This is a genomic window from Paenibacillus oenotherae, from assembly GCF_019443105.1.
GTDB lineage: Bacteria > Bacillota > Bacilli > Paenibacillales > Paenibacillaceae > Paenibacillus_Z > Paenibacillus_Z oenotherae.
Genome location: NZ_JAHZIJ010000019.1, coordinates 1 through 21,267, shown reverse-complemented (window position 1 = coordinate 21,267; position 21,267 = coordinate 1). Strand labels below are relative to the sequence as shown.

Genomic DNA, 21,267 nt, shown 5'->3' with positions numbered 1-21,267 from the left:
GAAGCTGTACGATGTGGAATGCCTGCGTCATGGGACTGCCCATGTACTCTCGCCAGAGGACGATCCGTCATTCTAACGCCGGGACAAGCGAGATGCGAGATGCGAGATGCGAGATGCGAGCCAGGCGAAACATGCGAAACCGCAGTTTTTTTCTTGTTTATGACCCCATGAAGGTGAAATGCCTGCCAGCGTGCAGGTATTTCACCTTCATTTTCCCTTAACGGCCGATTTTTGCTCAAATTCATGCTTGATCGCAGGAATTGTACCATTATGGCGTCTTGTAACCGAAATTCATGCACATTCGCAGGCTTCTCACTCCGTCACGCTGCGCTCTCGGTTCAGCGGTGGAGTTGTTTGATGATTCAGAGTCCCTACAAAGTCCCTCATATACAATGAAAGATGCTTCCAGTCCCACTTTTTACTTTATAAGTGGTTTTGGAGGCATCTTTTTACATCTTTTGGGACTGACTCATTGGATAGCGGACTTTCTGGTCGGCCCTATTTTTTAAATTCAGCCACTATAAACACGCCGTCCACGCACCCAGGTTCCTTGAACGCTCAGCAGCGACTGGTCTGTCAGGACGAGGTCGGCCTGCTTGCCGGAGGCGATGCTGCCTGTCAGCTGCTGGAGCCCCAGCCTTGCGGCAGGATTTGCGCTGGCCATGCGGCTAACCTGCATCAGGTTAAGGCCGGTATACGCCATCATGTTGCGGACAGCGTCCAGCATGGTCAGTGTACTTCCTGCAAGGCTGCCGCCCTCGCTTAATCTGGCTACACCGCTTTGCACATCGACTGTAAGACCGCCAAGGTCATACTGGCCGTCGCCCAGTCCTGCTGCGGACATCGCATCCGTAATCAGAATCAGCTTGTCACCGGGCTTGGAAGCAGCCAGCAATCTGATGGCCGCAGGGTGGACATGATGGCCGTCCGCAATGAGCTCGGCATAAATGCGGTCATCCGTCAGCACAGCTCCGGCTGTTCCCGGCTCGCGATGGTGCAGCCCGCGCATGGCGTTGAAGGTATGAACAGCATGGGAGAGGCCTGCATCAACAGCGGCTTCGATCTCTTCATAAAGGGCGTCCGTATGGCCGCATGCGGCAATAATTCCATGCTCTGCAAGCCAAGAGACGAGCGGCAGCGCGCCCTCTTTCTCCGGGGCCAGCGTCAATAATTTGACGATGCCAGGCTTCTCTCTGTTCCATCGCTGAAGCCAGTCCAGCCTTGGGGCTGTAATATAAGCCGGATTCTGTGCGCCGGGCCAGCGTTCGCTGATGAATGGCCCCTCCACATGGACTCCGGCCAGCGATGCATAGGGCATGGATGCCTCTATATAGCTTGCAGTGGCGTCAATAACCGCTTCGATAGCCTCTGGCGATGCTGTAACCGTTGTGGCTAGCATCGTTGTCGTGCCTTTGGAGGCATGAAAGGAAGTAATGGTGTCATATGCCTCATGTGCGGCATCCATGAAGTCTGCTCCATATCCGCCATGCACATGCAGATCAATAAAGCCGGGAAGCAGCCACCCGCCCTTGCCGTCCACGATTGTAACATTGTCCGCTTCCTTCGCAGGCAGGGAGGAGGAGTCCTCTCCTTGTGTGATGGAGACGATTAATCCGTCCTCTATCATCAGACTTCCCTCGATTATGGCATCCTCTGCTACGATATGAACATTCCTTATCCAGCACTTTTCCATCCTATGCGCCATTGTTATAGCAGCCTCCCTGCTTCTCGATCAAGAAGTACGATCACATTCGCATGTGTTTGCAGCAATGATGCCGGGCATTCCGTCGTTATTGGGCCTGTTAGCGCTTGTTTGACAATTTCGGCCTTCTCCTTGCCTTTCACAGCAAGCAGGATCGTGCGTGCTTTCAAGATGGAGCCGATGCCCATCGTAATGGCTTGCGTCGGCACATCGTCCAGCGTCTCGAAGAACCGCGCATTGGCTTCTCTCGTCTCTGATTTCAGTTCAACGATATGAGTACCGCCCTGCAGCGCATGAGCCGGTTCATTGAAGCCAATGTGGCCGTTGTGGCCAATGCCGAGCAGCTGCAGATCGAGTGGCTGCTGCGCAAGCAATTGATCGTATTGTATGCAAGCATCGGTTAGATCATCAGCCATCCCATGCGGGATATGGGCGCGCTCCGGCGGCAGATCGATATGGGAAAACAAGCGCTCCTCCATAAAGGCAGCATAGCTTTGACTGCTGTCGCGGGGCAAGCCGACATATTCATCAAGGTTAAAGGTTGTCGCTGATTGGAAGGATAGCTCTGCATTCCGATGCATATCAATTATTTTTTCATAAATTCCGATCGGTGTCGAGCCTGTGGCTAGTCCAAGCACAGCATGAGGCTTGGAAGCCAGCATGTCCGCAAATATTCGGGCTGCATACAAGTCGAGCTCACCGGTGCTGTCAAACTGTTTGATGTTCATCTAGGCTGCCTCCTCATTCCCTGTTTCAACTTCATTGTATGACATATCAATTTTTAAAACAATGAAAATGATTGTAAAAATCAAATTTATGATTATAAAAATCATTATAATGAATATTAAATGATTGAAAAAATGGCAAGGGGGTGGAGATGCGGATGGTGAAGGGCCGATATCCAATAAATTAGCAGGAAATAAAAAATAATAGTCTAAAAATTTGCAATAATGTTAAAACAGTATTGCTCTCAGGATGATCATTATGTGATGATAGGATTAGATTTGCAAAATCAAGGCATTTTTTGGTAAATGTCTTGTGAGGAGGTGTTATAATGAAGCGTGTTGCATTGACGGTAATCGCTGCGGCAATTATGTTTACTGCTTTTAGCGGAGCGGTGGCAGGAGCAAGCAATGTATTGAAAACAAGACATGATACAGTGAAAAACTCTATCGGCAATATCAGATAATTTTGTTGTATAAAGGGGCCTCCGGTTAAGCCGGGCAGGCCTCTTTGCTATGTCTGCTTCACTTACAATCATCGGATTTGCTCCTGCCGTTCCATAATGTGATATGATGGTAGAGATGCTTTTTTTGGGACTATGGAAATAACGAAGCGATCGCGGCAGGCTGCGATAACGGACAAACCTATAATTGTTGGGGGATTACAGGCATGGCGGAAGATCGGGTATCTAATCAGGAACAGTTTGAGCTGACAGCGAAGAGAAAGGGAGAGCATATTCGCATCTGTCTGGAGGAGCCGGTGCAAAGCGTCGGCGTAGAGCCGGGCTTCGGGCGTTACAGATTCCGTCATAGCGCACTGCCGAATGTGGCGTTTGACGATATTGATACAAGCTGTACATTTCACGGCATTCCTATGCAGGTTCCGCTGCTGATCAGCTCGATGACAGGCGGCACACAGGAAGCGGCAGCGATTAATCGGCGTTTGGCAGAAGCGGCAGAAGCGCGCGGCTGGGCGATGGGGCTCGGATCGATGCGCGCGGCGATTGAGAATGAGGAGCTTGCCGATACGTTCAAAGTACGGGCGGAAGCGCCTACAATACCGATTATTGCGAATCTTGGCGCTGTCCAGTTGAACTATGGCTATGGCGTCGATCAATGCCGCCGTGCTGTTGAGCTGGCGGAAGCAAATGCGCTGGTTCTCCATCTGAACAGCATGCAGGAGGTATTCCAACCGGAAGGGGACACCGACTTTCGCGGCTTGCTGGAGAAGATCGGCCAAGTATGCCGTTATGCGGACGTTCCGGTCGGCGTCAAGGAGGTTGGTTGGGGCATTGACGGGGATACAGCGGCTGCGCTTGTTGAAGCAGGCGTATCCTTTATTGATGTTGCAGGAGCAGGAGGCACCTCCTGGAGCCAGGTCGAGAAGTACCGTTCAAGGGATTCGCTGCGTGAAGCCGCCGCAGCGGCATTCGCCGATTGGGGCATCCCGACCGCGGAATGTGTGCGCGAGGTTCGCGCCAAGCTCCCTCATGCGAGCATTATCGCGAGCGGAGGTCTCCATTCCGGTGTTGATGCAGCCAAAGCGATTGCGCTGGGCGCAGATGTTGCCGGATTCGGCAGGTCGCTGCTGGCAGGAGCGGCTGTCCCTGCTGGCGATGCCGAGGCCGGTGGCCTGCACGCGCAGCTGGAGCAGATCGAGTTCGAGCTGCGCACGGCCATGTTCGGCATCGGATCCGGTTCATTGAAGGGGCTTCGCGCAACTGATCGTCTGATCCAGCGCTAGCTTGCCTAAACTACCAGTGCCTGTAATATGGGGGACAGAGATGACAAGGAGCTAATCGGAAATTCCGGTGCCCTCAATCGTTATTTTGGCAGTGACGTCGAATTTTAATTGAGGATAGATGGTTTGCCATCTCTTCCAGGTTTGCTCACTGCCTTTATGTGTGGCGCGGTAGCGTAGTCCGAACCCTAAAGGGTCCACTCCAGCTTGCTGAATTTTCTTCAGCAGGCTGTTAGCTTCAAACTCATATTGCTTGTTAAACGCTGCCTCCAGCTTTGCCCAATCCGCAGAATATACGCCCATTGGCGCCTCCTCGAAAATTCCGCTTATCTTTATTGTCATCCGCAGCATATGGGAGCCATCCGCTTCTTTCACGATTTTGTAGCGCGAGGTTATTTTGTTGACAGACAATACCATAATTTCGCCATTAACGTTCGCTGTGACCGTCGATTTCGTCATATGATGGCTAATCTGATTGAAAATCTCGGTTTCGCTCGGAGTCAGCGCTGCAACGGCCTTCTCCTTGTCCAGCAAAGCTACTCTGGTAATGATATATTCTTCCTTCTCCTTGCGCATGATGGGCAGTACAGGGTCCAGCCCATGCTCTCCCACTCTCCGGACAAAATCAAAGATATAGGTAGAAATAATGTAGGAGGACTCTGTGCCGTCCTTGCCGAATTGAAGAAACAGCGTGTTGCCGGGATAACGTTCCGCCGGGGGATTGCTCTGAATAATCGTGCGGGCATCCGGCTTGCCGATGGCGAGATAGGCTACATTCTGTATATCACGGCGACGGGACACCCAATTAATGGCATCGGTATATCCCTGCTGCGCCAAGCTATCTCCCAGCATATAGATTTTGCAGTGGCCAAAATCAAGCTCTTTATCCACATAGGATTTAATCAACCTGACCGCTTCAGCGATAGTCGGCGCTTCTACGGATTCGATTTGCGCCTTCGCTGCACCGGGTTCAATCTTGGGAGAAGGGACGGCCAGCTTTAATGTAACCAGGTAATTTTTGGGGTTGTCCGCAGGCCGGTCAATGCCGATCGCCACAACGAAGAATCGTTTGTCTATATCCTTGAAGCCGCATCCTGACAACGCCGCTGCCAGCAGGGCAAGAATAAGGGCTACAATACTAGGTTTGTGCTTCATGAGGACGCCCTCCTCCATCTTACACATAATATAAACAGTCCGATGACAGTAATGCTCTCAACAAATAAACGAAGGATAAGCCAGCCTGATGCAAACTGAAAGCTTTCTTTTTCATTGAAAAAATATAGATGCAGCAGCGTCAGCACGCCAAACACGGAAGTAATGATCCAATTGCTCAAAGGCACCTTCCGTTGATCGACATCCGGCTTGTTGGCGGGAAAGCAGCTTTTGACGAATTCCATCGCCTGATGCCAGCCCGAGGTTGTGTAGATCAGTGTCAGATTCAAATAGAGGATCAGAAATACGAAGATGACCCGCTCGATGAATCCATAATTCATAATCAGGGCATCAGAAGTAACACTCCATAGATAAATATAGTGGACGACAGTCTCTGTGCCGTGGAACCCGATTGGAACAAAGAACGATATCAGCATGAAGACGGTGCCGAACACGGGGACGATCCAACGGTATCTAAGCCGAAAGTTGGGCGGTGTAAGCCGGTTGTAGATCGCAAAATTAATATAGCCGGTAAAAAGATAGCTTGCTGCCGCAACCGGGGCCAATTGAGGCATTTGCTGCCAGTAATTTGCTACGGTACGGATGGCGTCCCAGCTCATATTTTCACTGCGGACAGATTTCATCAGTATAAAGAGAATAAGGGGAGTATTGATGATCAGCCCCATCTCCATCATGAACATCACGCTTAACGATGACCGGGTCGCTGCATAGATGCAGACCAGACATAGGAGAGCAAGCACGATCATGGCGCTCGTATCCGGATTGAAGAAGCGATTGATAAGCACAGCATAGCCGATAAGGGCAATGGAGGAAGCGATGAACCACATGGCTGCCATAAACAAGAGGGTCGGAATGACCACAGCCCGTGGAAGGAATAAATACAATATTTCCGGCATTCCTTTTCCCGGGAAGGTTTGAATGACATAGGTGAACGTATAGGACAGAACCGTTCCGATCACAACTGCAACGGCCATGGACGAAATCGCTCCGGTGTATCGATACTTGACGAGTATGTGTGGAATGAACAGCATCAGGTTGAGCATCGTTCCGAGAACTACATTATAGTAGAAGTAACGGTTCATTCTTCTCTCACCTGCCCAATGTCGCCTGCATGCGCTTTGATCGGACCGAAAATTCGGATATAGGGCTTGCCGAAGCTCCGCAAATGGGTCATGTAGCACACCAAGGCGAAGATGCCGACCGTAACGCCGGTTATCCCGAAGAAAATGGCGGGGATAATGAGCGGGTATTTCACAAAGCGGATCGCAATGGACATGTTGTTCACTGGCACGACGAAATTGGAGATCGCGACGACAGAAGTAACGATAATCATGATGCTGCTGACAAGCCCGGCTTGCTGCGCCGCTTGGCCCAGAATAAGTCCGCCTACTGTTGTAGCTGTCGAGCCGATATATTTGGGAAGCCTCAAGCTGGCCTCGATCAGAGATTCGATCATAAACAGCATAATGAACACCTCGACAAACGAAGGGTAAGGTACGGCAGAGCGGCTTCCCGCAATAGAGAACGCAAGCTGAACACGGAACAGCTCCGGGTTATAGGAGACGACGGCGATATACAGTGCGGGCATCGTTATGGTCAGAATAACAGCGATATAGCGCAGCAGGATCAGCATGCGCGTCATCCAGAAGGAATCATAATCGTCATCGACGGCATGCATAAATTCATAGAAGGTCGCGGGCAGCACAATGGCAAACATCGAGCCCTGCATTAGCAGAATGACCTTGCCTCTCTGCAGGCAGTTCACGATCCGGTCAGGCCGCTCGGTAATCATCATCGTAGGCAGCAAGCTGCGCTTTCCGTTCAGTTTTCTCTCAAGCTGGCCCGTTGCGTTCAGAAAGTCGATTCGGATGGATTGGAGCTTCAATCTGGCTTCGCTCAAAACATTGGGATCCACATGGCGGTTGTCATAGAGCATCATAAGCCGGGTCTGCGACATCGAGCCGACTGTCTTCTCCTCAATGCCGAGATCCGGAGAGGGGTAACGGCTGCGAATGATATTGATGGAATCGACAAGGTCCTCGCTAAGGGCGAGCTGAGGGCCGAGAATGGCCGTTTCCACCTGGGTTAAAGGGGTCTCATTCCGGATAATCCGTGCCGTGTCGAGCGAATAAATTTTGCCCTTTACCGAGAGAAGCACAAATCCGCGAAGAATGATATGGGTCCACATGGCGGGATCATGAACGAGCTGAAATTGCGGATTCCGTTCCAGAATCAGGTCGAAGGGCTGCTGCTCCTTCTGGAAGGGGACAAGAATAAAGTCACTGACCTTACTCTCATCGCATAACGAGCTGATATAGGCAATTTCAATAATCATCTCGTTATTCTCAATGCGAAGGGCGTTGAGATCCTTCGCATCGGCAAATAAGGTCGAAATTCGATTCAGCATTCTAATTCCCTCCAGCTTCTTAACGACAGGTCGGTACAGGATAGTATGCGCGGGGAAGGAATGAAATATGTTCCACGCATGCGTCCTTTTGCCAGAAGCTTCGTCCTTGCAGTACAATATACACGTAGAAACAGCGGTATTAGCAGAAGCTGCAACAGCAATAGCAGCCCTCCTTGGAAGCTGATGCAGCATTCTGCTTCCGGAGGAGCGCAACAAGGAGGAACCTACAGTGAAAGCATGGTATGAGAGAAGTTTTGGCTCTGATTATATGTTGGTGTACAAGCATCGGAATTGGGAGCAGGCAGAGCAAGAGGTGCAGCGAATGTCGGGATGGCTGGAGCTGCGGAAGAACGACAAGGTGCTTGATATCGGCTGCGGCATGGGAAGGCATTCTCTGGCGCTGGCGGAGCTCGGGTATGAGGTAACAGGAATTGATTTATCTGAGGAGCTGCTTCAGGAGGCACGGCGTCATAATGAGGATGGCCGGATTAAGGAGCTAATCCGTGGCGATATGCGGGAGCTGCCGTTTGCGGAGGGCAGGTTTGATGCAACAGTCAATCTGTTCACATCATTCGGATATTTTGAACAAGAGAACGATAACAAGCGTGTTCTGATGGAGATTCGCCGGGTGCTGCGAGAGGGAGGGCGGTTTCTGATTGATTTTCTCAATCCTGTCTATGTTGAGCATAATCTGGTGCCGCGCTCAGAGCGGGTGGATGAAGCATCTGGCCTTCGCATCGTAGAAACAAGAGCGGTCTCGGACGGATGGGTTGTGAAAGGGATCAGCATCGGGGCGCAAGCAGATGGCAGTGATGAGCGGCAATACGAGGAGCGGGTTCGATTGTATCCGCTGATGTGGTTCCAGGCGGCGCTCGCAGAGGCGGGATTGGAGCTTGAGCATGTATATGGAGATTATGAGGGCAGAGCCTATGAGGAAGTGGCATCGCCGAGAATGATCTTAACGGGGAGGGCAGTATGTTGACAGAATCCAGCATGACGAGTACGACGGTCTGGCCGAAAGGCATTATCCAGGTGAAGGTGCCGCTGCCTTTCTCGCTCAAGTGGGTGAACAGTTATTTGCTGCGGGACGAGAAGGGCTATACGCTTATCGACCCGGGCTTGCATACGCCGGAATCGATAGAGACATGGAATGCCGCATTGGCGGAGCACGATATTGTGATTCAAGATATACATACGATCGTTCTTACCCATCAGCATCCCGACCACTATGGACTGGCCGGCTGGTTCCAGCAGCGGACGGGAGCGCCTGTGCTGATCTCTCCCAGGTCCTACGCCTATATTGTGAAAATGTGGGGGAAGGACCGCTCCTACGCGGCCGAACTGGTAGCGCTGTATCGGCAGCATGGCATGCCTGAGCATCTGCTGGATGCTATGCCGCCCCATCTGGAGAGCTTCATGGATAAGGTGTCGCCACAGCCGGAGGTCACGTTCATTGAGGCAGGGGGCGTGCTGCGAATGGCGGGTATGGATTGGCAGATGATTGATGCACCCGGGCATGCCAGCGGTCAGCTATGCTTCTACGCGCCCGAGCGGAAGTGGATGATCTGCGGTGATCAGGTTCTGCCGAATATTACGCCCAATGTAAGTGTTGTTCCCGGCGATGAAGGCGGGGAGCTGGAGCAGTTCCTTGGCAGCTTGAAGCAGCTTGGCGCGTACGAGGTTGAGCTTGCCTTTCCGGGCCACCGTGACCCGTTCACCGGATTCGGCTTGCGTATTGAGGAGCTGATCGATCATCACAAGCGGCGATTGGAATCGATCGCTGAACGGGTCAAGGAGGAGGGCTGCACAGGCTATGCCATGTGTGAGCGATTGTTCGGCGCAAGGATTGCCGGCAATCCGCATAACCTGCGGTTTGCGATGTCGGAGACGCTGGCGCATCTGTTCCATCTGGAACAGAGGAACGAGATCAGCAGCAGCATCCGCGATGGAGTCATCGTTTATCAAGCTTGATTAAAGACGGTTAAAAACGGTTATCAAGCTTCGCAAATGTTGGTATAATGAATGGGATTCATTACTAATTAAACTCATTCCATCATAGCGCCTAAAAGGAGTCTGTTGTTCCATGTTCGTATCACGCTCGGAATCACGTCAGCAAGATAAAAATCGCAGAAGCAGGCGAATGCGCAGACTAATCATCGTTAATCTATCGATGCTTGCGGTCATTTGCATCCTCGGAGCCGTTCTGTACGGGGCTTATTTCAAGGACGATGAGCTTGACAAGGTTCCGAATGGCGGGACGGATCAGCTGGCGGAACAGGAAACTCCGGACAATAGCAAGACTGGCAACCATGATTTACCTGACGGGACGCTCCCGCCAACTGATGGCAATAGCGAGGAGATCGTGCCGCCGGACAAGGAGAATCCGCCAGCAGAAGAAACACCTCTCCCGTCCCGCAATGGGGGAGGGGATGGGGACGGCGATGATCCGGCGGAGCCGGATAACAAGCCGTCTCCCGGGGATGAAGGGAGCGCTGCCGGAGAACCGGATGGCAAGACGATCAAGCTTAGCTTTGTCGGGGATATTCTGCTTGCATCCTCGGTTGAGGCTCTGATGAAGAGCCATGGCTTTGACTACCCGTATGCCAAAGCGCTGCCTTATTTGACGAAGCCTGATCTATTGGCCGGCAATCTGGAGAATCCGATTACGACGCGAGGTGTGCCCGCGCTCAACAAGCAGTATGTATTCAAGGGAACACCGGATTCGCTGCCTGCCCTGAAGGAAGCGGGATTCGATGTTGTTAACCTGGCCAATAACCATACATTGGATCAGGGCGTTGAAGGTCTGCTCGATACAATCGGTCATCTCGATGAAGCAGGAATGCCTAATATGGGCGGCGGCAATGACGAAACGGAGGCCTATAAGCCGGTTCTGCTGGAGGCTAACGGAATTAGTGTGGCCTACGTCGGTTTGTCGCGGGTACTGCCTGTCGGCGAGTGGAAAGCAACAGACAAGCGCCCGGGACTCGCCGAAACGTATGACTCGACCCGTGCGGTCAAGACGATCAAGGAAGCGAAGGGGCAGGCGGATCTCGTCGTTGTTATGGTTCACTGGGGAATTGAGCGCGCAGATCATCCCAACGCGGATCAGAAGCGGCTCGCTCGTGAATATATCGATGCGGGGGCTGATCTTGTTATCGGCAGCCATCCCCATGTTCTGCAAGGGTTGGAGCAGTATAAGGGCAAGTGGATTTCCTACAGCTTGGGCAATTTTATATTTAATATGACGAAGACAGAGAACACCAAGGATACCGGCGTTCTGGATGCCGTATGTACGGTGGCAGGAGACTGCTCCCTGCAATTCCACCCCATGCGGGCTGTGGCATCGCAGCCGACTCCGCTGGAGGGGGAGCAGGCGAAGGTGCTGCTTGAACGCTTGTCCAGCTTATCGATCAATGCGCAAGTCGATGCGGAAGGCTATGTGAAGCCGAAGGGGAAATAGCGGTGATGAACAATCCATGTGTAGCCCATCGCGGGGCATCCGGCCATGCTCCGGAGAATACGCTGGCGGCGATTCGAGAAGCGTTGGCATATCCTTACGTACAGTGGATCGAGCTTGATGTTCAGCTGTCCCTTGATGGAATTCCTGTCGTTATTCATGATTCATTGCTTAACCGGACAACGAATGCAGTCGGCAGAGTGGCTGATTATACAGCCGCTGCTATGTCCCGTATCGACGCTGGCCGCTGGTACGGCAGGAGGTTTGCAGGTGAAGGCGTACCGCTGCTGGAGCAGGTGCTGCAGGAAACGAAAGGCCGCTGCCGGCTCAATATCGAGTTGAAAACATACGGGGGCCTCTACCCCGGGCTTGAGCAGGGGGTCGTTCAGCTTCTGCACGACCATGGCCTTCAGCATGAGGCTGTTATTACGTCTTTCGATGGGGAGGCGCTGCGGAAGGTACGCCAGCTGTCTGGCGATATCCGTACAGGTCTGATCGTCGATAAGATCACTCCTGCCGCTGCAGTAACGGAACTCCGGCAGCTGGACGCGGGTCTGCTGTCCATCGGCTATCGGAGTGTCTCGCAGGAACTGATGGCACGGATGCATGGCGAGGGAATTGCCGTCATGGCCTGGACTGTGAACCACATGGCTGCGATGCGGCGGCTTGCAGCCATTGATCCGGCCATTATGATATGTACGAACTATCCGGATCGCTACGGTCAGCTGTTCAAGAATGGATAAGACCGGCCATCAATTCACGATGGCCGGTCTGCTTGTCTGCGTATTAATCAATATCCTTGTAATTATCGCGTATCTGCAGCAGCTTGGGAAGCTGCTTGAAGAAGATATCGACAAGGCGGGGATCGAAGTGCCGTCCCCGCTCCTCTTCGAACAGCCGCAGGATCAGATCGAGCTCCCATGCTTTCTTATAGACCCGGTCGCTGCCAAGCGCATCGAATACGTCGGCAATGGCTGTAATGCGGCCGTACAGATGAATGTCCTCGCCGCTTAGTCCACGGGGATAGCCTGATCCGTCCCATTTCTCGTGATGCTCATAAGCAACGATAGAAGCCATTTTCATCAGATCGCGGCCAGATGCTTTGAGCAGATTGTAGCCGATGGTCGTATGCCGCTTCATGAGCTCGAACTCTTCTTCTGTCAGCTTGCCAGGCTTGTGCAGCACCGCATCCGGAATGGCTACCTTGCCGATATCGTGCATCGGGGAGACCATCTTCAGCTGCTCCGCTTCTTCCGTGCTGAGCCCGTAACCTATAGCGAGTACATAGGAATACTCGGCAACCCGGTTCACGTGATTGCTCGTTTCCTTGGAGCGGCTCTCGCCGATCTCCCCCATGGCCAGAATGATATCGCGCTGCGTATCGACAATCTCCTCGTGCAGCATAACCGACTCAAGCGATTTGCCTGCGTAGGATGCGGCGAGTGTCAGGTACTCGAGATCAAGAGGGGTAAATACGGCGTCGGTGCCGACTTTGTTGATAGCCTGATAAGCGCCGATTATACTGCCATCGTTGCCTACGAACGGCACAGTTATAATCGACTTGGTCCTGTAACCGGTTCGAAGGTCGTTCTCCGCGTTATGACGGGGGTCGTTGTAAGCGTCCTCGACCAGAATCGGCTCTCCGGTCGTAATGGAATGGCCGACGAAGCCAGAGCCGAGCGGAATGCGGATTTCATCCACGCCATGTGCGACTGTCGTAAATAATTCGTCGCGAACATGATCGATGAGCCACACCGTGCACCGGTCGGCCATGATCATCTCTCTGCCCATGTTGGCCATAAGCAGCAGAACATTTACGAGTGTGCGCTCGTTGGCGATTTTGGTTGTATATTCAAAAATAATTCGAAGCAGCTGCTCTGGAGATGTTCCGTTTGAATCAGAGTGCGATGTATGATTGGTGGTGTAGTTCAAAGGATTCACTCCCCTGATCGTAGATTCTGCCCTAGTTGAGATAGGAATTTCGACGCAAAGGTGTATGAATCCTGCTTTTGCGCCGTGCAGTGACAAAAAATATATCGAAAAAAGTCGAAAAAGGAGTGTGGACGATGAATGGCTGGTTTGAACATTGGTGGATCTCATTCGCTGTTGGGCTTCTAGGCGGCGGGATGATCGCGATAGCTGCTTATCGCTCGGGTTCATTATCTGCTTCGGGAGCTTGGTCGGCTGTTATTATGGGGACGGGCTTTGTTACGCTGGGCGGTCCGGTCTGGTTCGGGACACTGCTGGCGTTCTTTATCTCCTCCACAGCATGGTCCAAATGGAAGCGGCACCATCGCCAGAAGCGGGCAGCTGAAGCCAATTATGCGAAGAGCGGCCGCAGAGATGCCGGTCAAGTATGGGCGAACGGCGGTATTGGCCTTGTGCTGTGCGCCGGAAATGCGCTGTGGCCCAGTTCGGACTGGCTGTACGCTTTTGCAGGGGTAATGGCGGCGGTGAACGCCGACACCTGGGCAACCGAGATCGGCGCGTTAAGCCGCACCGCGCCGAGGCATATATTGGGCGGCAAGCCTGTGCCGCCCGGTACAAGCGGCGGCGTAACGCCGCTTGGCAGCGCCGCTGCAGCGGCCGGCGCCGCCTTCATCGGCGCAGTCGCAGCGCTGCTGGCGCCCGCAGAAACTGCGGCCACGCCGGGCGCGCTCATCGCCGTCGCGGCTGTGGCCGGCACGGCCGGCGCCTTCGCAGATTCGCTGCTCGGCGCGACCGTGCAAGGGATGTACCGCTGCCGCATCTGTGGCAGCGATACCGAGCGCAGCGAGCATTGCGGCGCCGCTGCTGACGCAGTGCGCGGCTTCGCATGGATGACGAACGACAGGGTGAACCTGCTGTCGTCAGTCGCCGCTGGCTTGCTCGCCTGGGTGATCGGCACGGCCATAAGCTGAGCCGGCCGTGTTGATCGAATCAGGCATAATATCGTTGCTGCAGGGCCGGGGGAAAGCTCATTGTTTCACAGGGTGTCGCTTCCCTTTGGCCACTATCCCCTTCACTCAGAGAGAAGCAGGCTGCAGCCCGTGACCTTGACCCGTCGGGAGGAGGAAAGGCGCTCATCAAGCCTGTAATCACAATCATCTGGATGAGAGTATACTGCTCCGGCACCGCCCATCTGAGCGAAAGGGATAGTGGCCATAAGGAAAAAAATAGCAAACAAGCCGCCTGATAATTCATAGTTGACAGGTAGGAATAATGCGTATAAAATTACGTTTAACTTCATCAGCTGCTGCATCTACCGGTAAACCGGAGATTTCCTGACTGACGCTTCCTGCGGGGAGGTTGGATCATGTGAAATCTCCTTTTTTTATTTATTCAGGATGTGTGTATCAAACAATAGTGAATACGAAAATGGAGTGTGGTCATGATGCCGAAAGTTGTTATTGTAACCGGTAGTCCGAATGCAGGGTCGCGTCTGAATGGCATATCGGGTTATGTGGAGAAGTCGCTCCAATCACGCGGCTGGCATGTTGATGTATTGCCTGTCGTTTCCCTGCCGGCGGAGGATCTGATTCTGACCCGATGGGACAGCCCGGCTATAACGAAGGCAAATCTTCTGGTGGAAGAAGCCGATGCGGTTATCATAGCAAGTCCGGTGTATAAGGCCTCTTATTCCGGTGTTCTGAAGACGTATCTGGATTTGTTGCCGCAAAAAGGATTGGAGGGTAAAATCGTTCTGCCGCTCTTCATCGGCGGGACGATCTCTCACCTGCTTGCGATCGATTATGCGTTGAAGCCAGTTCTATCCGCGCTCTACGCCCGCCATATTTCACAAGGGGTGTATGCGGTGGACTCGCAAGTTCAGCGGACAGAACAGAGCCAGTTTGTGCTGGATGAGGACTTGACGAAACGGCTTGACGCAGCAATCGGTCAGTTTGCCGAAGCGACACTATTGTTCACAGGGCAAGCAGAGCCGCTGCTATCCTAGTTGATTGGACCAATTCACTGAGAGGAGAAACGAGGATGGCGATTGGACAAAAAATATATGAGCTGCGGGAGCAGAGAGGTTATTCAGACCAACAATTGGCGGATGCCCTTTCTCTGGCTATAACCAAATACCGGAGTCTGGAGCTTGATGCCAATGAGTGGACAGTACAGCAGCTGATTCAGGCAGCTGATTTCCTTCATGTTTCGATTGACGAACTGCTGGGCCGGAGCGCCGCTGAGCCCGAATCCGCCAGCCCTGATCTGAAGACGCTGCTCCAGCAGGGAGCTTCGTTCGAAGGAAGATCCTTGACAGCTGAGGAGTCCAAAGCAGCGATGGATCTGCTCCACCAATTCTCCCTGCAATGGCAGAGATTGCGGGATTTGACCGAATTAATTCGAAGCGACGCCAATCTTGTGAAGAAGCTGCAGGAGTTGAAGATTGTAAGCTCCAAGCTGGATAGTGAGGCGATAGTCAAAACGCTCGACAAGTCATTAATCGGTACGTACAGCATATAGCAAGCCGCGGAATAACAACGGGGCTGTCTGGAAAGTTCTTTAAGGAAATCTCAGCTCCCACTTTTAAGAAGCCGTACGATGTGGAATGCCTGCAATCATGGGGCTTTTGCCGTGCTCCTCGCCAGAGGACGATCCGTCATTCAAACGCCGCCAGGAGACGGGCGCGATACGGAAAAAAGCGACAAGCGAGATGAGAGCTGGGCGAAACATGCGAAACAGCATTAATTTGCTCGTTTCCGGCCCTATGAAGGTGAAATGCCTGCCAGCGTGCAGGTATTTCACCTTCGTTTCTCCTTAACAGCCGATTATCCCAAAAAATCATGCCTTATCGCAGGAATGTTACCATTATGGCGGCTTGTAACCGAAATTCCTGCACATTCGCAGGCTTCTTACTCCGTCACGCTGCCTTCAAACCACACTTGGAGAGGGGGCCAGTCCCCGCTAAATCCCCCTATACAACGAAAAAGATGCTTCCAGTCCCACTTTTTAGTGGTAGGGAAGCATCTTTTCATATCAATCGGGACTGACTCATTGGTTAATGGACTTTTCGAACAGCCCCTTGTCTGTGTCTGGATAGCGTTATTTCGTCAACTGCTCCATCTGCTCGATCAGCTCTTCGAAGACACTCATCGCTTGTTCAATCGGCTCTGGCGTGGACATGTCTACGCCGGCTTTTTTGAGAATATTGATGGAGTAGTCACTGCCGCCGCTCTTGAGGAAGCCGAGATACCGCTCGACCGCAGGTGCGCCTTCTTCAAGAATTTGCTTCGAGAAGCTGGTAGCCGCAGAGAATCCGGTCGCATATTTGTACACGTAGAAGCTGGTATAGAAATGCGGAATGCGAGCCCATTCCATCTCGATATCCTTGTCGATGACCATGCCTGGACCGTAGTACTTCACATTGAGGTCATAGTAAATCTGGCTTAGCTCCTGTGGCGTAAGCGAATCGCCCTGCTCGGTTCTCTCATGCGTAATTTTCTCGAACTCGGCAAACATCGTCTGACGGAATACGGTTGTCCGGAACTGATCGGCATAGTAAGTGAGCAGGTACATTTTTTCCTTGGGATCTGTCGATTTTTTGAGCATGTAATCCATCAGCAGCGCTTCATTAAGCGTCGAAGCAACCTCTGCAAGGAAGATCGTATATTGCGCATCACGATAATCCTGATTGCCATCGGAATAATAAGAGTGGAGGGCATGGCCCATCTCATGGGTCAGAGTGAACATGCTGTTCAGGTTGTCCTTGTGGTTCAGCAGCACATAAGGATGTGTGCCGTATGCCCCCCAGCTGTACGCGCCGCTGCGCTTGCCTTCATTCTCATAGACATCGATCCAGCCGTTATCAAAGCCGTCCTGAAGGACGTTCAAGTAGTCCTCGCCCAGCGGCTTCAGACTTTCCTTGACGGTTGCTTTGGCCTGCTCGAATGTAATGTCCATCTTGAACTCGTCCACGAGTGGAGCGAACAGATCATACATATGAAGCTCATCCACCTTGAGAAGCTTCTTGCGCAGTTCCATATAACGGTGCATAAGCGGCAAATGCTTGTGAATCGTATCGATCAGGTTCGTATAGACTTCCTTCGGAATATTGTCGCCATAGAGCGACATCTCCAAGGTGGACGGATATTTGCGAGCCCGGGAATAGAAAATATTTTTCGTAATATTCGCATTCAGCGTTGAAGCGAGCGTATTCTTGAGCTTGCCGTAGGTTTCATACATCGTCTTGAAGGCAGCGCTGCGAACCTCGCGGTTCTTGCTCTCCAGGAATTGAATGTAGCGGCCATGGGTCAGTTCCACCTCTTGTCCGCTCTCATCTTTCACTTTGGGGAACTTCAGGTCGGCATTGTTCAGCATGCTGAAGATCGTGCCTGGAGCCTGGCTTACATTGCCTACTTGAGCAAGCAGCGCTTCTTCCCCTTTGGATAGAATATGAGCCTTCTGACGACGCATTTCTTCCAGGGTGTGGCGGTATTTGGCCAGCTCGGGATTATTAATCATCGCGTCAAGCGCTTTATCATCCAGGCTGAGCACTTCCGGGGTAATAAAGGAGAGCGCTTCGCTCGTTTCGACGCTCAATTTCTTGGATTTGTCGGAGAGAGCCTGATAGGAGGGCTCTGCAGTATCTTCATGATGCTTCATGTTCGCATAGACATACAGGCGCTCAACATGCAGCGAGAGATCATCCTCAAGCTCGAAGCATGCCTTCAATTGACCGGGGTCAGCCAGCTTTCCTTGAAAAGCGGCGGCTTTCTTGATCTGCTCCTTGGCTTCTGAATATTCCTTGTCCCAAGCGGCCTGGCTCGCAAATAAGTCTTCGAGCTTCCAGCGCTGCTCGGGTGCGGTTTCGGAACGTTTCGGTACGTGGTTCATCGGAATCCTCCTCGGTTTGTTCGAAATAGTTGACGCCGTCACAGTGGGATTAGCGGACGGTGAATCGGTATGTATGCCGGAGATCGGCAATAGAGACAGGGATAGAACAAGGGACAGCCATCTCACAATGGATCACGCTCCAATGCACGGTTTGTCCTCTAGTGTGGCCCGTCTACCGTTATGTTATGTTCCCATTGTTGTAAAGCTGTACACAATTAGAAAAAAAGCAAACGCAATGAAAAAAATGGCGGAGACCGCCACCCACCTTCGCAGGGGGGCGGGAATGTTGTTCCGCTGCAGGATGGCAACGACGCCAAGTGCAAATGCGGCGATGATGAATATAATTGTAGTTGTCGTATTCAACGGGTAAGGCTCTCCTCTCCGCTTAGGTCATGCTTGGACGCATTCTGTTATGTTCGCTGCAAAGGATAGATTTTCCTGCCGTACAGCACTTGCTATATTGCTTTGAAGCTCTCCATAATTTCATTGCGCTCTTCCTCGCGCCCTACAAAGTCGGCTGGGCGAAAGCGGTTCTCGGCCCAATGGAGCATTTCCGGCCGGCTTACAAAGGTATGGCATTCTTCCCCCCATTGATCGCTAATTTCCCGAACGATGAGTGTCTTGCCCTGCACCTCTACCGTCAGCATATTGTATTTGTCCCGCTTATAAATTTGATGTTTCTTGAACATTCCAAATTCCTCCATCATCAACAAGTTGTATCCTTCAATCATAGCCATAATCAGGGGTAGAAATCAAATGTAAAGTGTGATACGATGTGGAAACTATTCCCTGAATGCAATCAAATTTGCCGAGTGAGCGGGAGTAGGAGCTGAGATGAGAAGAGATGAGCGGAGGCGAGCGCAAGATGAGAGGTTATGAGCAGATTGGCGTGGCAATGACATGCCGCAGTTTCGATGAGTATGTGAATATGTTTGATCTGACGGCTGAAGAAGAGCTTCAGTCGGGCCCGATACTGGATATCGCGGCAGGTGGTTCCTCCTTTACAGCCAGCGCCAGAGAGCGTGGATATGAAGCAACTGCAGTTGATCCCAGATATGCCCTGGAGTCGATCCAATGGATCGAGGAGGCAAGAGCGGAGATTGCAACCTCTACAGCCAAGCTGGAGCGGATTAAGGATAATTTCGACTGGACTTACTATGGCGATTTAAGTCGGCATCAAGCGGGACGGGAGGCTTCCCACCAACGTTTCGCAGCGCATATTGGCACTGCCGAGGGTCGCTCTCATTATAAAGAAGGCAGCCTGCCGGAGCTTCCCTTCGAGGACGGACAGTTCTCTCTTGTGCTCTGCAGTCACTTCTTGTTTCTGTACGGGGAGCAGTTTGATTATGGCTTTCATGAAGCGGCACTGCTTGAGATGATGCGCGTGTGCAGGCCTGGGGGCGTCATTCGTGTATATCCCATCATGACGCTGCAGTGGGAGCGTTACCCGCATCTGGACCGTGTCATGGAATCTATTCGCAGCCATGGCGGAACGGCCGAGCTGTATGCGAGCAAGCTTCCATTCATACCGGGTGCGGATGCTGGTTTAGTCATAAGGCGTTAAGTTGCAATTCATTCCAGCTGGCATTATAATGGGAATACTCGTCGGGCAAACGACGTTATTTTAGGAGGTTGTTAACTTGAAAGGAACAGTCAAGTGGTTTAACGCAGAGAAGGGCTACGGTTTCATCCAAGTCGAGAATGGTGAAGATGTATTCGTTCATTATTCTGCTATCCAAGGCGATGGCTTCAAGTCTCTGGAAGAAGGTCAAGCAGTTGAATTCGACGTTACAGAAGGTAATCGTGGCGCTCAGGCAGCTAACGTTATCAAATTGTAAGATCTCGCGTATCTTATCGGAACCTACTCATTGAATGTTAGAGCCTATACGAAACCCCGACAGCTTGATTGTCGGGGTTTTTCTTATGAGAGAGCGGGGCAGTTCTTTTCTAGCACGTTGTGTTGTGAGAGGAAAGGGCTTTGACCGATGTGCTTTTCTAGTGATAAACTGATCTTTGGAATGAAACGTCAGAGGAGAGATCGTTATGCCAAAATTCAAACTGTTTAAAGACCGTAAAGGTAAGGCCGATCAGGCTAAAAATAATAAATTCGTCAAGCTTGCCCGCGAGATTTATGTGCATGCGCGCAAAGGCGGTCCAAACCCGGAGTCTAACTTTGCACTCAAAACAGCAATCGCGGCGGCACGCGCTGAGCAGGTGCCCGCAGACAATATCGAACGTGCGATCAAGAAAGCGACAGGGTCTACGGACAGTGTTGAGTATGAGGAAATTATGTATGAGGGTTACGGGCCAGGGGGCGTGGCGATTATGGTGCGCTGCCTGACGGACAACCGGAATCGGACGGCTGCCGATGTCCGCTCCATCTTCAACAAACGCGGCGGCAACATGGGCGAGAGCGGCTGCGTCTCGTACATGTTCGATTACAAGGGGCTGCTGGTTATAGACCGCGAGCAATTCGAGACCGACGAGGACACGATTATGATGCAAGGCCTCGAAGCCGGTGCCGAGGATGTTCTCGTCAATGACGACAGCTACGAGGTCATTACACATCCGCATGAGTTTGAGCAGGTGAAGACTGCGCTGGAGCAGGAAGGCTATGAGTTCACGAGCGCTGGAGTCCGCTGGCTGCCGCAGAATACGGTGAAATCCGAGGGCGAGAATGCGGAGAAGCTGATCAAGATGATGGATGCTTTCGAGGATAATGATGATGTACAGGATGTTTACGCCAATTTCGATATCGAGGGCGAAGAAGAGTAAAACGATGTGGAATGCCTGCGGTCATGGGACTGTTGACGTACCAGAGGCCGATTCGTCATTCAAACGCCGAGACAAGCGAGATGCGAGATACTAGATAAGAGCTAGGCGAAACCTGCGAAACGGCATTTATTTGCGCGTTTCTGACCCCATGAAGGTGAAATGCCTGCCAGAGAGCAGGTATTTCACCTTCATTTCCCCTTAACAGCCGATTTTTTCTCAAATTCATGCTTCATCGCAGGAATTTAACCATTATGGCGTTTTGTAACCGAAATTCATGCACATTCGCAGGCTTTTTACTCCGTCACGCTGCTTGGAGAAGGGGATGTCCAGAAGTCCCTATATACAATGAAACCAGCTAATGTTTGTCAAGCATTGATGACTTGGAATTTGAGAAAAATGGTGCTATACTTTTTGTACATGCCAAAGAACCTCCGGTGGTGCGGAGGGTATTGGTTAAATATGGAATTATGT

At 51.9% G+C, this 21,267-nt stretch carries 22 protein-coding genes; 12 read left to right on the top strand and 10 right to left on the bottom strand.

Annotated features, from left to right (window positions below):
- Positions 1-511: 511 nt before the first annotated feature.
- On the bottom strand, positions 512-1,705 hold the full coding sequence (gene nagA / locus K0T92_RS20055) for an N-acetylglucosamine-6-phosphate deacetylase (protein ID WP_246628306.1): 1,194 nt from the start codon (positions 1,703-1,705) through the stop codon (positions 512-514).
- Between the two features lie 2 nt (positions 1,706-1,707).
- A complete protein-coding gene (gene nagB, locus K0T92_RS20050; RefSeq protein ID WP_219874265.1) occupies positions 1,708-2,430 on the bottom strand; it encodes a glucosamine-6-phosphate deaminase in 723 nt (240 codons plus the stop codon).
- Between the two features lie 326 nt (positions 2,431-2,756).
- Here nagB and K0T92_RS25340 point away from each other — a divergent pair, with 326 nt between their 5' ends.
- The gene (locus tag K0T92_RS25340) at positions 2,757-2,891 is read left to right on the top strand and encodes a hypothetical protein (protein WP_281423172.1); all 135 of its coding nucleotides are present in this window, start codon (positions 2,757-2,759) and stop codon (positions 2,889-2,891) included.
- A 203-nt stretch (positions 2,892-3,094) separates the two neighbouring features.
- Positions 3,095-4,168 carry a type 2 isopentenyl-diphosphate Delta-isomerase gene (gene fni / locus K0T92_RS20045; protein WP_219874264.1) on the top strand — a complete coding sequence of 358 codons (1,074 nt, stop codon included), beginning with the start codon at positions 3,095-3,097 and terminating at the stop codon, positions 4,166-4,168.
- 51 nt (positions 4,169-4,219) lie between these two features.
- On the opposite strand, the gene K0T92_RS20040 is transcribed toward fni, so the two are convergent.
- Genes K0T92_RS20040 through K0T92_RS20030 form a run of 3 tightly spaced genes read right to left on the bottom strand, consistent with a single transcriptional unit; the run spans position 4,220 to position 7,745 of the window.
- Positions 4,220-5,320 (bottom strand): Ger(x)C family spore germination protein, encoded by a 1,101-nt coding sequence (locus K0T92_RS20040; RefSeq protein ID WP_219874263.1) that lies wholly within the window; start codon positions 5,318-5,320, stop codon positions 4,220-4,222.
- Positions 5,317-6,420 carry a hypothetical protein gene (locus K0T92_RS20035; RefSeq protein ID WP_219874262.1) on the bottom strand — a complete coding sequence of 368 codons (1,104 nt, stop codon included), beginning with the start codon at positions 6,418-6,420 and terminating at the stop codon, positions 5,317-5,319. Before K0T92_RS20035 ends, K0T92_RS20040 begins: the two co-directional genes overlap by 4 nt.
- A complete protein-coding gene (locus K0T92_RS20030; protein WP_219874261.1) occupies positions 6,417-7,745 on the bottom strand; it encodes a spore germination protein in 1,329 nt (442 codons plus the stop codon). Before K0T92_RS20030 ends, K0T92_RS20035 begins: the two co-directional genes overlap by 4 nt.
- Positions 7,746-7,974: 229 nt before the next feature.
- Here K0T92_RS20030 and K0T92_RS20025 point away from each other — a divergent pair, with 229 nt between their 5' ends.
- The 4 genes from K0T92_RS20025 (at position 7,975) to K0T92_RS20010 (ending at position 11,945) form a co-directional block, all read left to right on the top strand.
- Complete coding sequence (locus K0T92_RS20025) at positions 7,975-8,727, top strand: class I SAM-dependent methyltransferase (RefSeq protein WP_219874260.1); 753 nt, start codon at positions 7,975-7,977, stop codon at positions 8,725-8,727.
- Positions 8,721-9,716, top strand: coding sequence for an MBL fold metallo-hydrolase (locus tag K0T92_RS20020; protein WP_246628305.1), 996 nt, complete (start codon positions 8,721-8,723; stop codon positions 9,714-9,716). The genes K0T92_RS20025 and K0T92_RS20020 overlap by 7 nt, the downstream gene beginning before the upstream one ends.
- A 112-nt stretch (positions 9,717-9,828) precedes the next feature.
- On the top strand, positions 9,829-11,205 hold the full coding sequence (locus K0T92_RS20015; protein ID WP_219874259.1) for a CapA family protein: 1,377 nt from the start codon (positions 9,829-9,831) through the stop codon (positions 11,203-11,205).
- A gap of 5 nt (positions 11,206-11,210) precedes the next feature.
- A complete protein-coding gene (locus tag K0T92_RS20010) occupies positions 11,211-11,945 on the top strand; it encodes a glycerophosphodiester phosphodiesterase (protein ID WP_219874258.1) in 735 nt (244 codons plus the stop codon).
- Between the two features lie 43 nt (positions 11,946-11,988).
- Here K0T92_RS20010 and K0T92_RS20005 read toward each other — a convergent pair whose 3' ends face one another.
- Complete coding sequence (locus tag K0T92_RS20005) at positions 11,989-13,143, bottom strand: HD domain-containing phosphohydrolase (RefSeq protein WP_425517671.1); 1,155 nt, start codon at positions 13,141-13,143, stop codon at positions 11,989-11,991.
- Positions 13,144-13,268: 125 nt separating this feature from the next.
- Here K0T92_RS20005 and K0T92_RS20000 point away from each other — a divergent pair, with 125 nt between their 5' ends.
- From K0T92_RS20000 to K0T92_RS19990, 3 genes are all read left to right on the top strand, one after another.
- Entirely contained in the window at positions 13,269-14,102 is an 834-nt protein-coding gene (locus tag K0T92_RS20000) for a DUF92 domain-containing protein (protein ID WP_219874256.1), read from the top strand.
- Between the two features lie 473 nt (positions 14,103-14,575).
- Positions 14,576-15,136: an NADPH-dependent FMN reductase gene (gene ssuE / locus K0T92_RS19995; protein WP_219874325.1), complete on the top strand. Its 561-nt coding sequence runs from the start codon at positions 14,576-14,578 to the stop codon at positions 15,134-15,136.
- Positions 15,137-15,171: 35 nt separating this feature from the next.
- Entirely contained in the window at positions 15,172-15,651 is a 480-nt protein-coding gene (locus tag K0T92_RS19990; RefSeq protein ID WP_219874255.1) for a helix-turn-helix domain-containing protein, read from the top strand.
- A 63-nt stretch (positions 15,652-15,714) separates the two neighbouring features.
- On the opposite strand, the gene K0T92_RS19985 is transcribed toward K0T92_RS19990, so the two are convergent.
- The 4 genes from K0T92_RS19985 to K0T92_RS19970 form a co-directional block, all read right to left on the bottom strand.
- On the bottom strand, positions 15,715-15,933 hold the full coding sequence (locus K0T92_RS19985) for a hypothetical protein (RefSeq protein WP_219874254.1): 219 nt from the start codon (positions 15,931-15,933) through the stop codon (positions 15,715-15,717).
- Positions 15,934-16,230: 297 nt separating this feature from the next.
- On the bottom strand, positions 16,231-18,021 hold the full coding sequence (gene pepF, locus K0T92_RS19980) for an oligoendopeptidase F (RefSeq protein WP_219874253.1): 1,791 nt from the start codon (positions 18,019-18,021) through the stop codon (positions 16,231-16,233).
- A gap of 183 nt (positions 18,022-18,204) precedes the next feature.
- On the bottom strand, positions 18,205-18,384 hold the full coding sequence (locus K0T92_RS19975) for a hypothetical protein (RefSeq protein WP_219874252.1): 180 nt from the start codon (positions 18,382-18,384) through the stop codon (positions 18,205-18,207).
- Between the two features lie 92 nt (positions 18,385-18,476).
- Entirely contained in the window at positions 18,477-18,710 is a 234-nt protein-coding gene (locus K0T92_RS19970) for a hypothetical protein (protein ID WP_219874251.1), read from the bottom strand.
- A 176-nt stretch (positions 18,711-18,886) separates the two neighbouring features.
- On the opposite strand from K0T92_RS19970, the gene K0T92_RS19965 reads away from it, so the two are divergent.
- From K0T92_RS19965 to K0T92_RS19955, 3 genes are all read left to right on the top strand, one after another.
- Positions 18,887-19,585, top strand: coding sequence for a class I SAM-dependent methyltransferase (locus K0T92_RS19965; RefSeq protein ID WP_246628303.1), 699 nt, complete (start codon positions 18,887-18,889; stop codon positions 19,583-19,585).
- A gap of 76 nt (positions 19,586-19,661) precedes the next feature.
- Positions 19,662-19,859 carry a cold shock domain-containing protein gene (locus K0T92_RS19960; RefSeq protein ID WP_219874249.1) on the top strand — a complete coding sequence of 66 codons (198 nt, stop codon included), beginning with the start codon at positions 19,662-19,664 and terminating at the stop codon, positions 19,857-19,859.
- A gap of 205 nt (positions 19,860-20,064) precedes the next feature.
- Positions 20,065-20,796 (top strand): YebC/PmpR family DNA-binding transcriptional regulator, encoded by a 732-nt coding sequence (locus K0T92_RS19955; RefSeq protein ID WP_219874248.1) that lies wholly within the window; start codon positions 20,065-20,067, stop codon positions 20,794-20,796.
- Positions 20,797-21,267 lie beyond the last annotated feature (471 nt).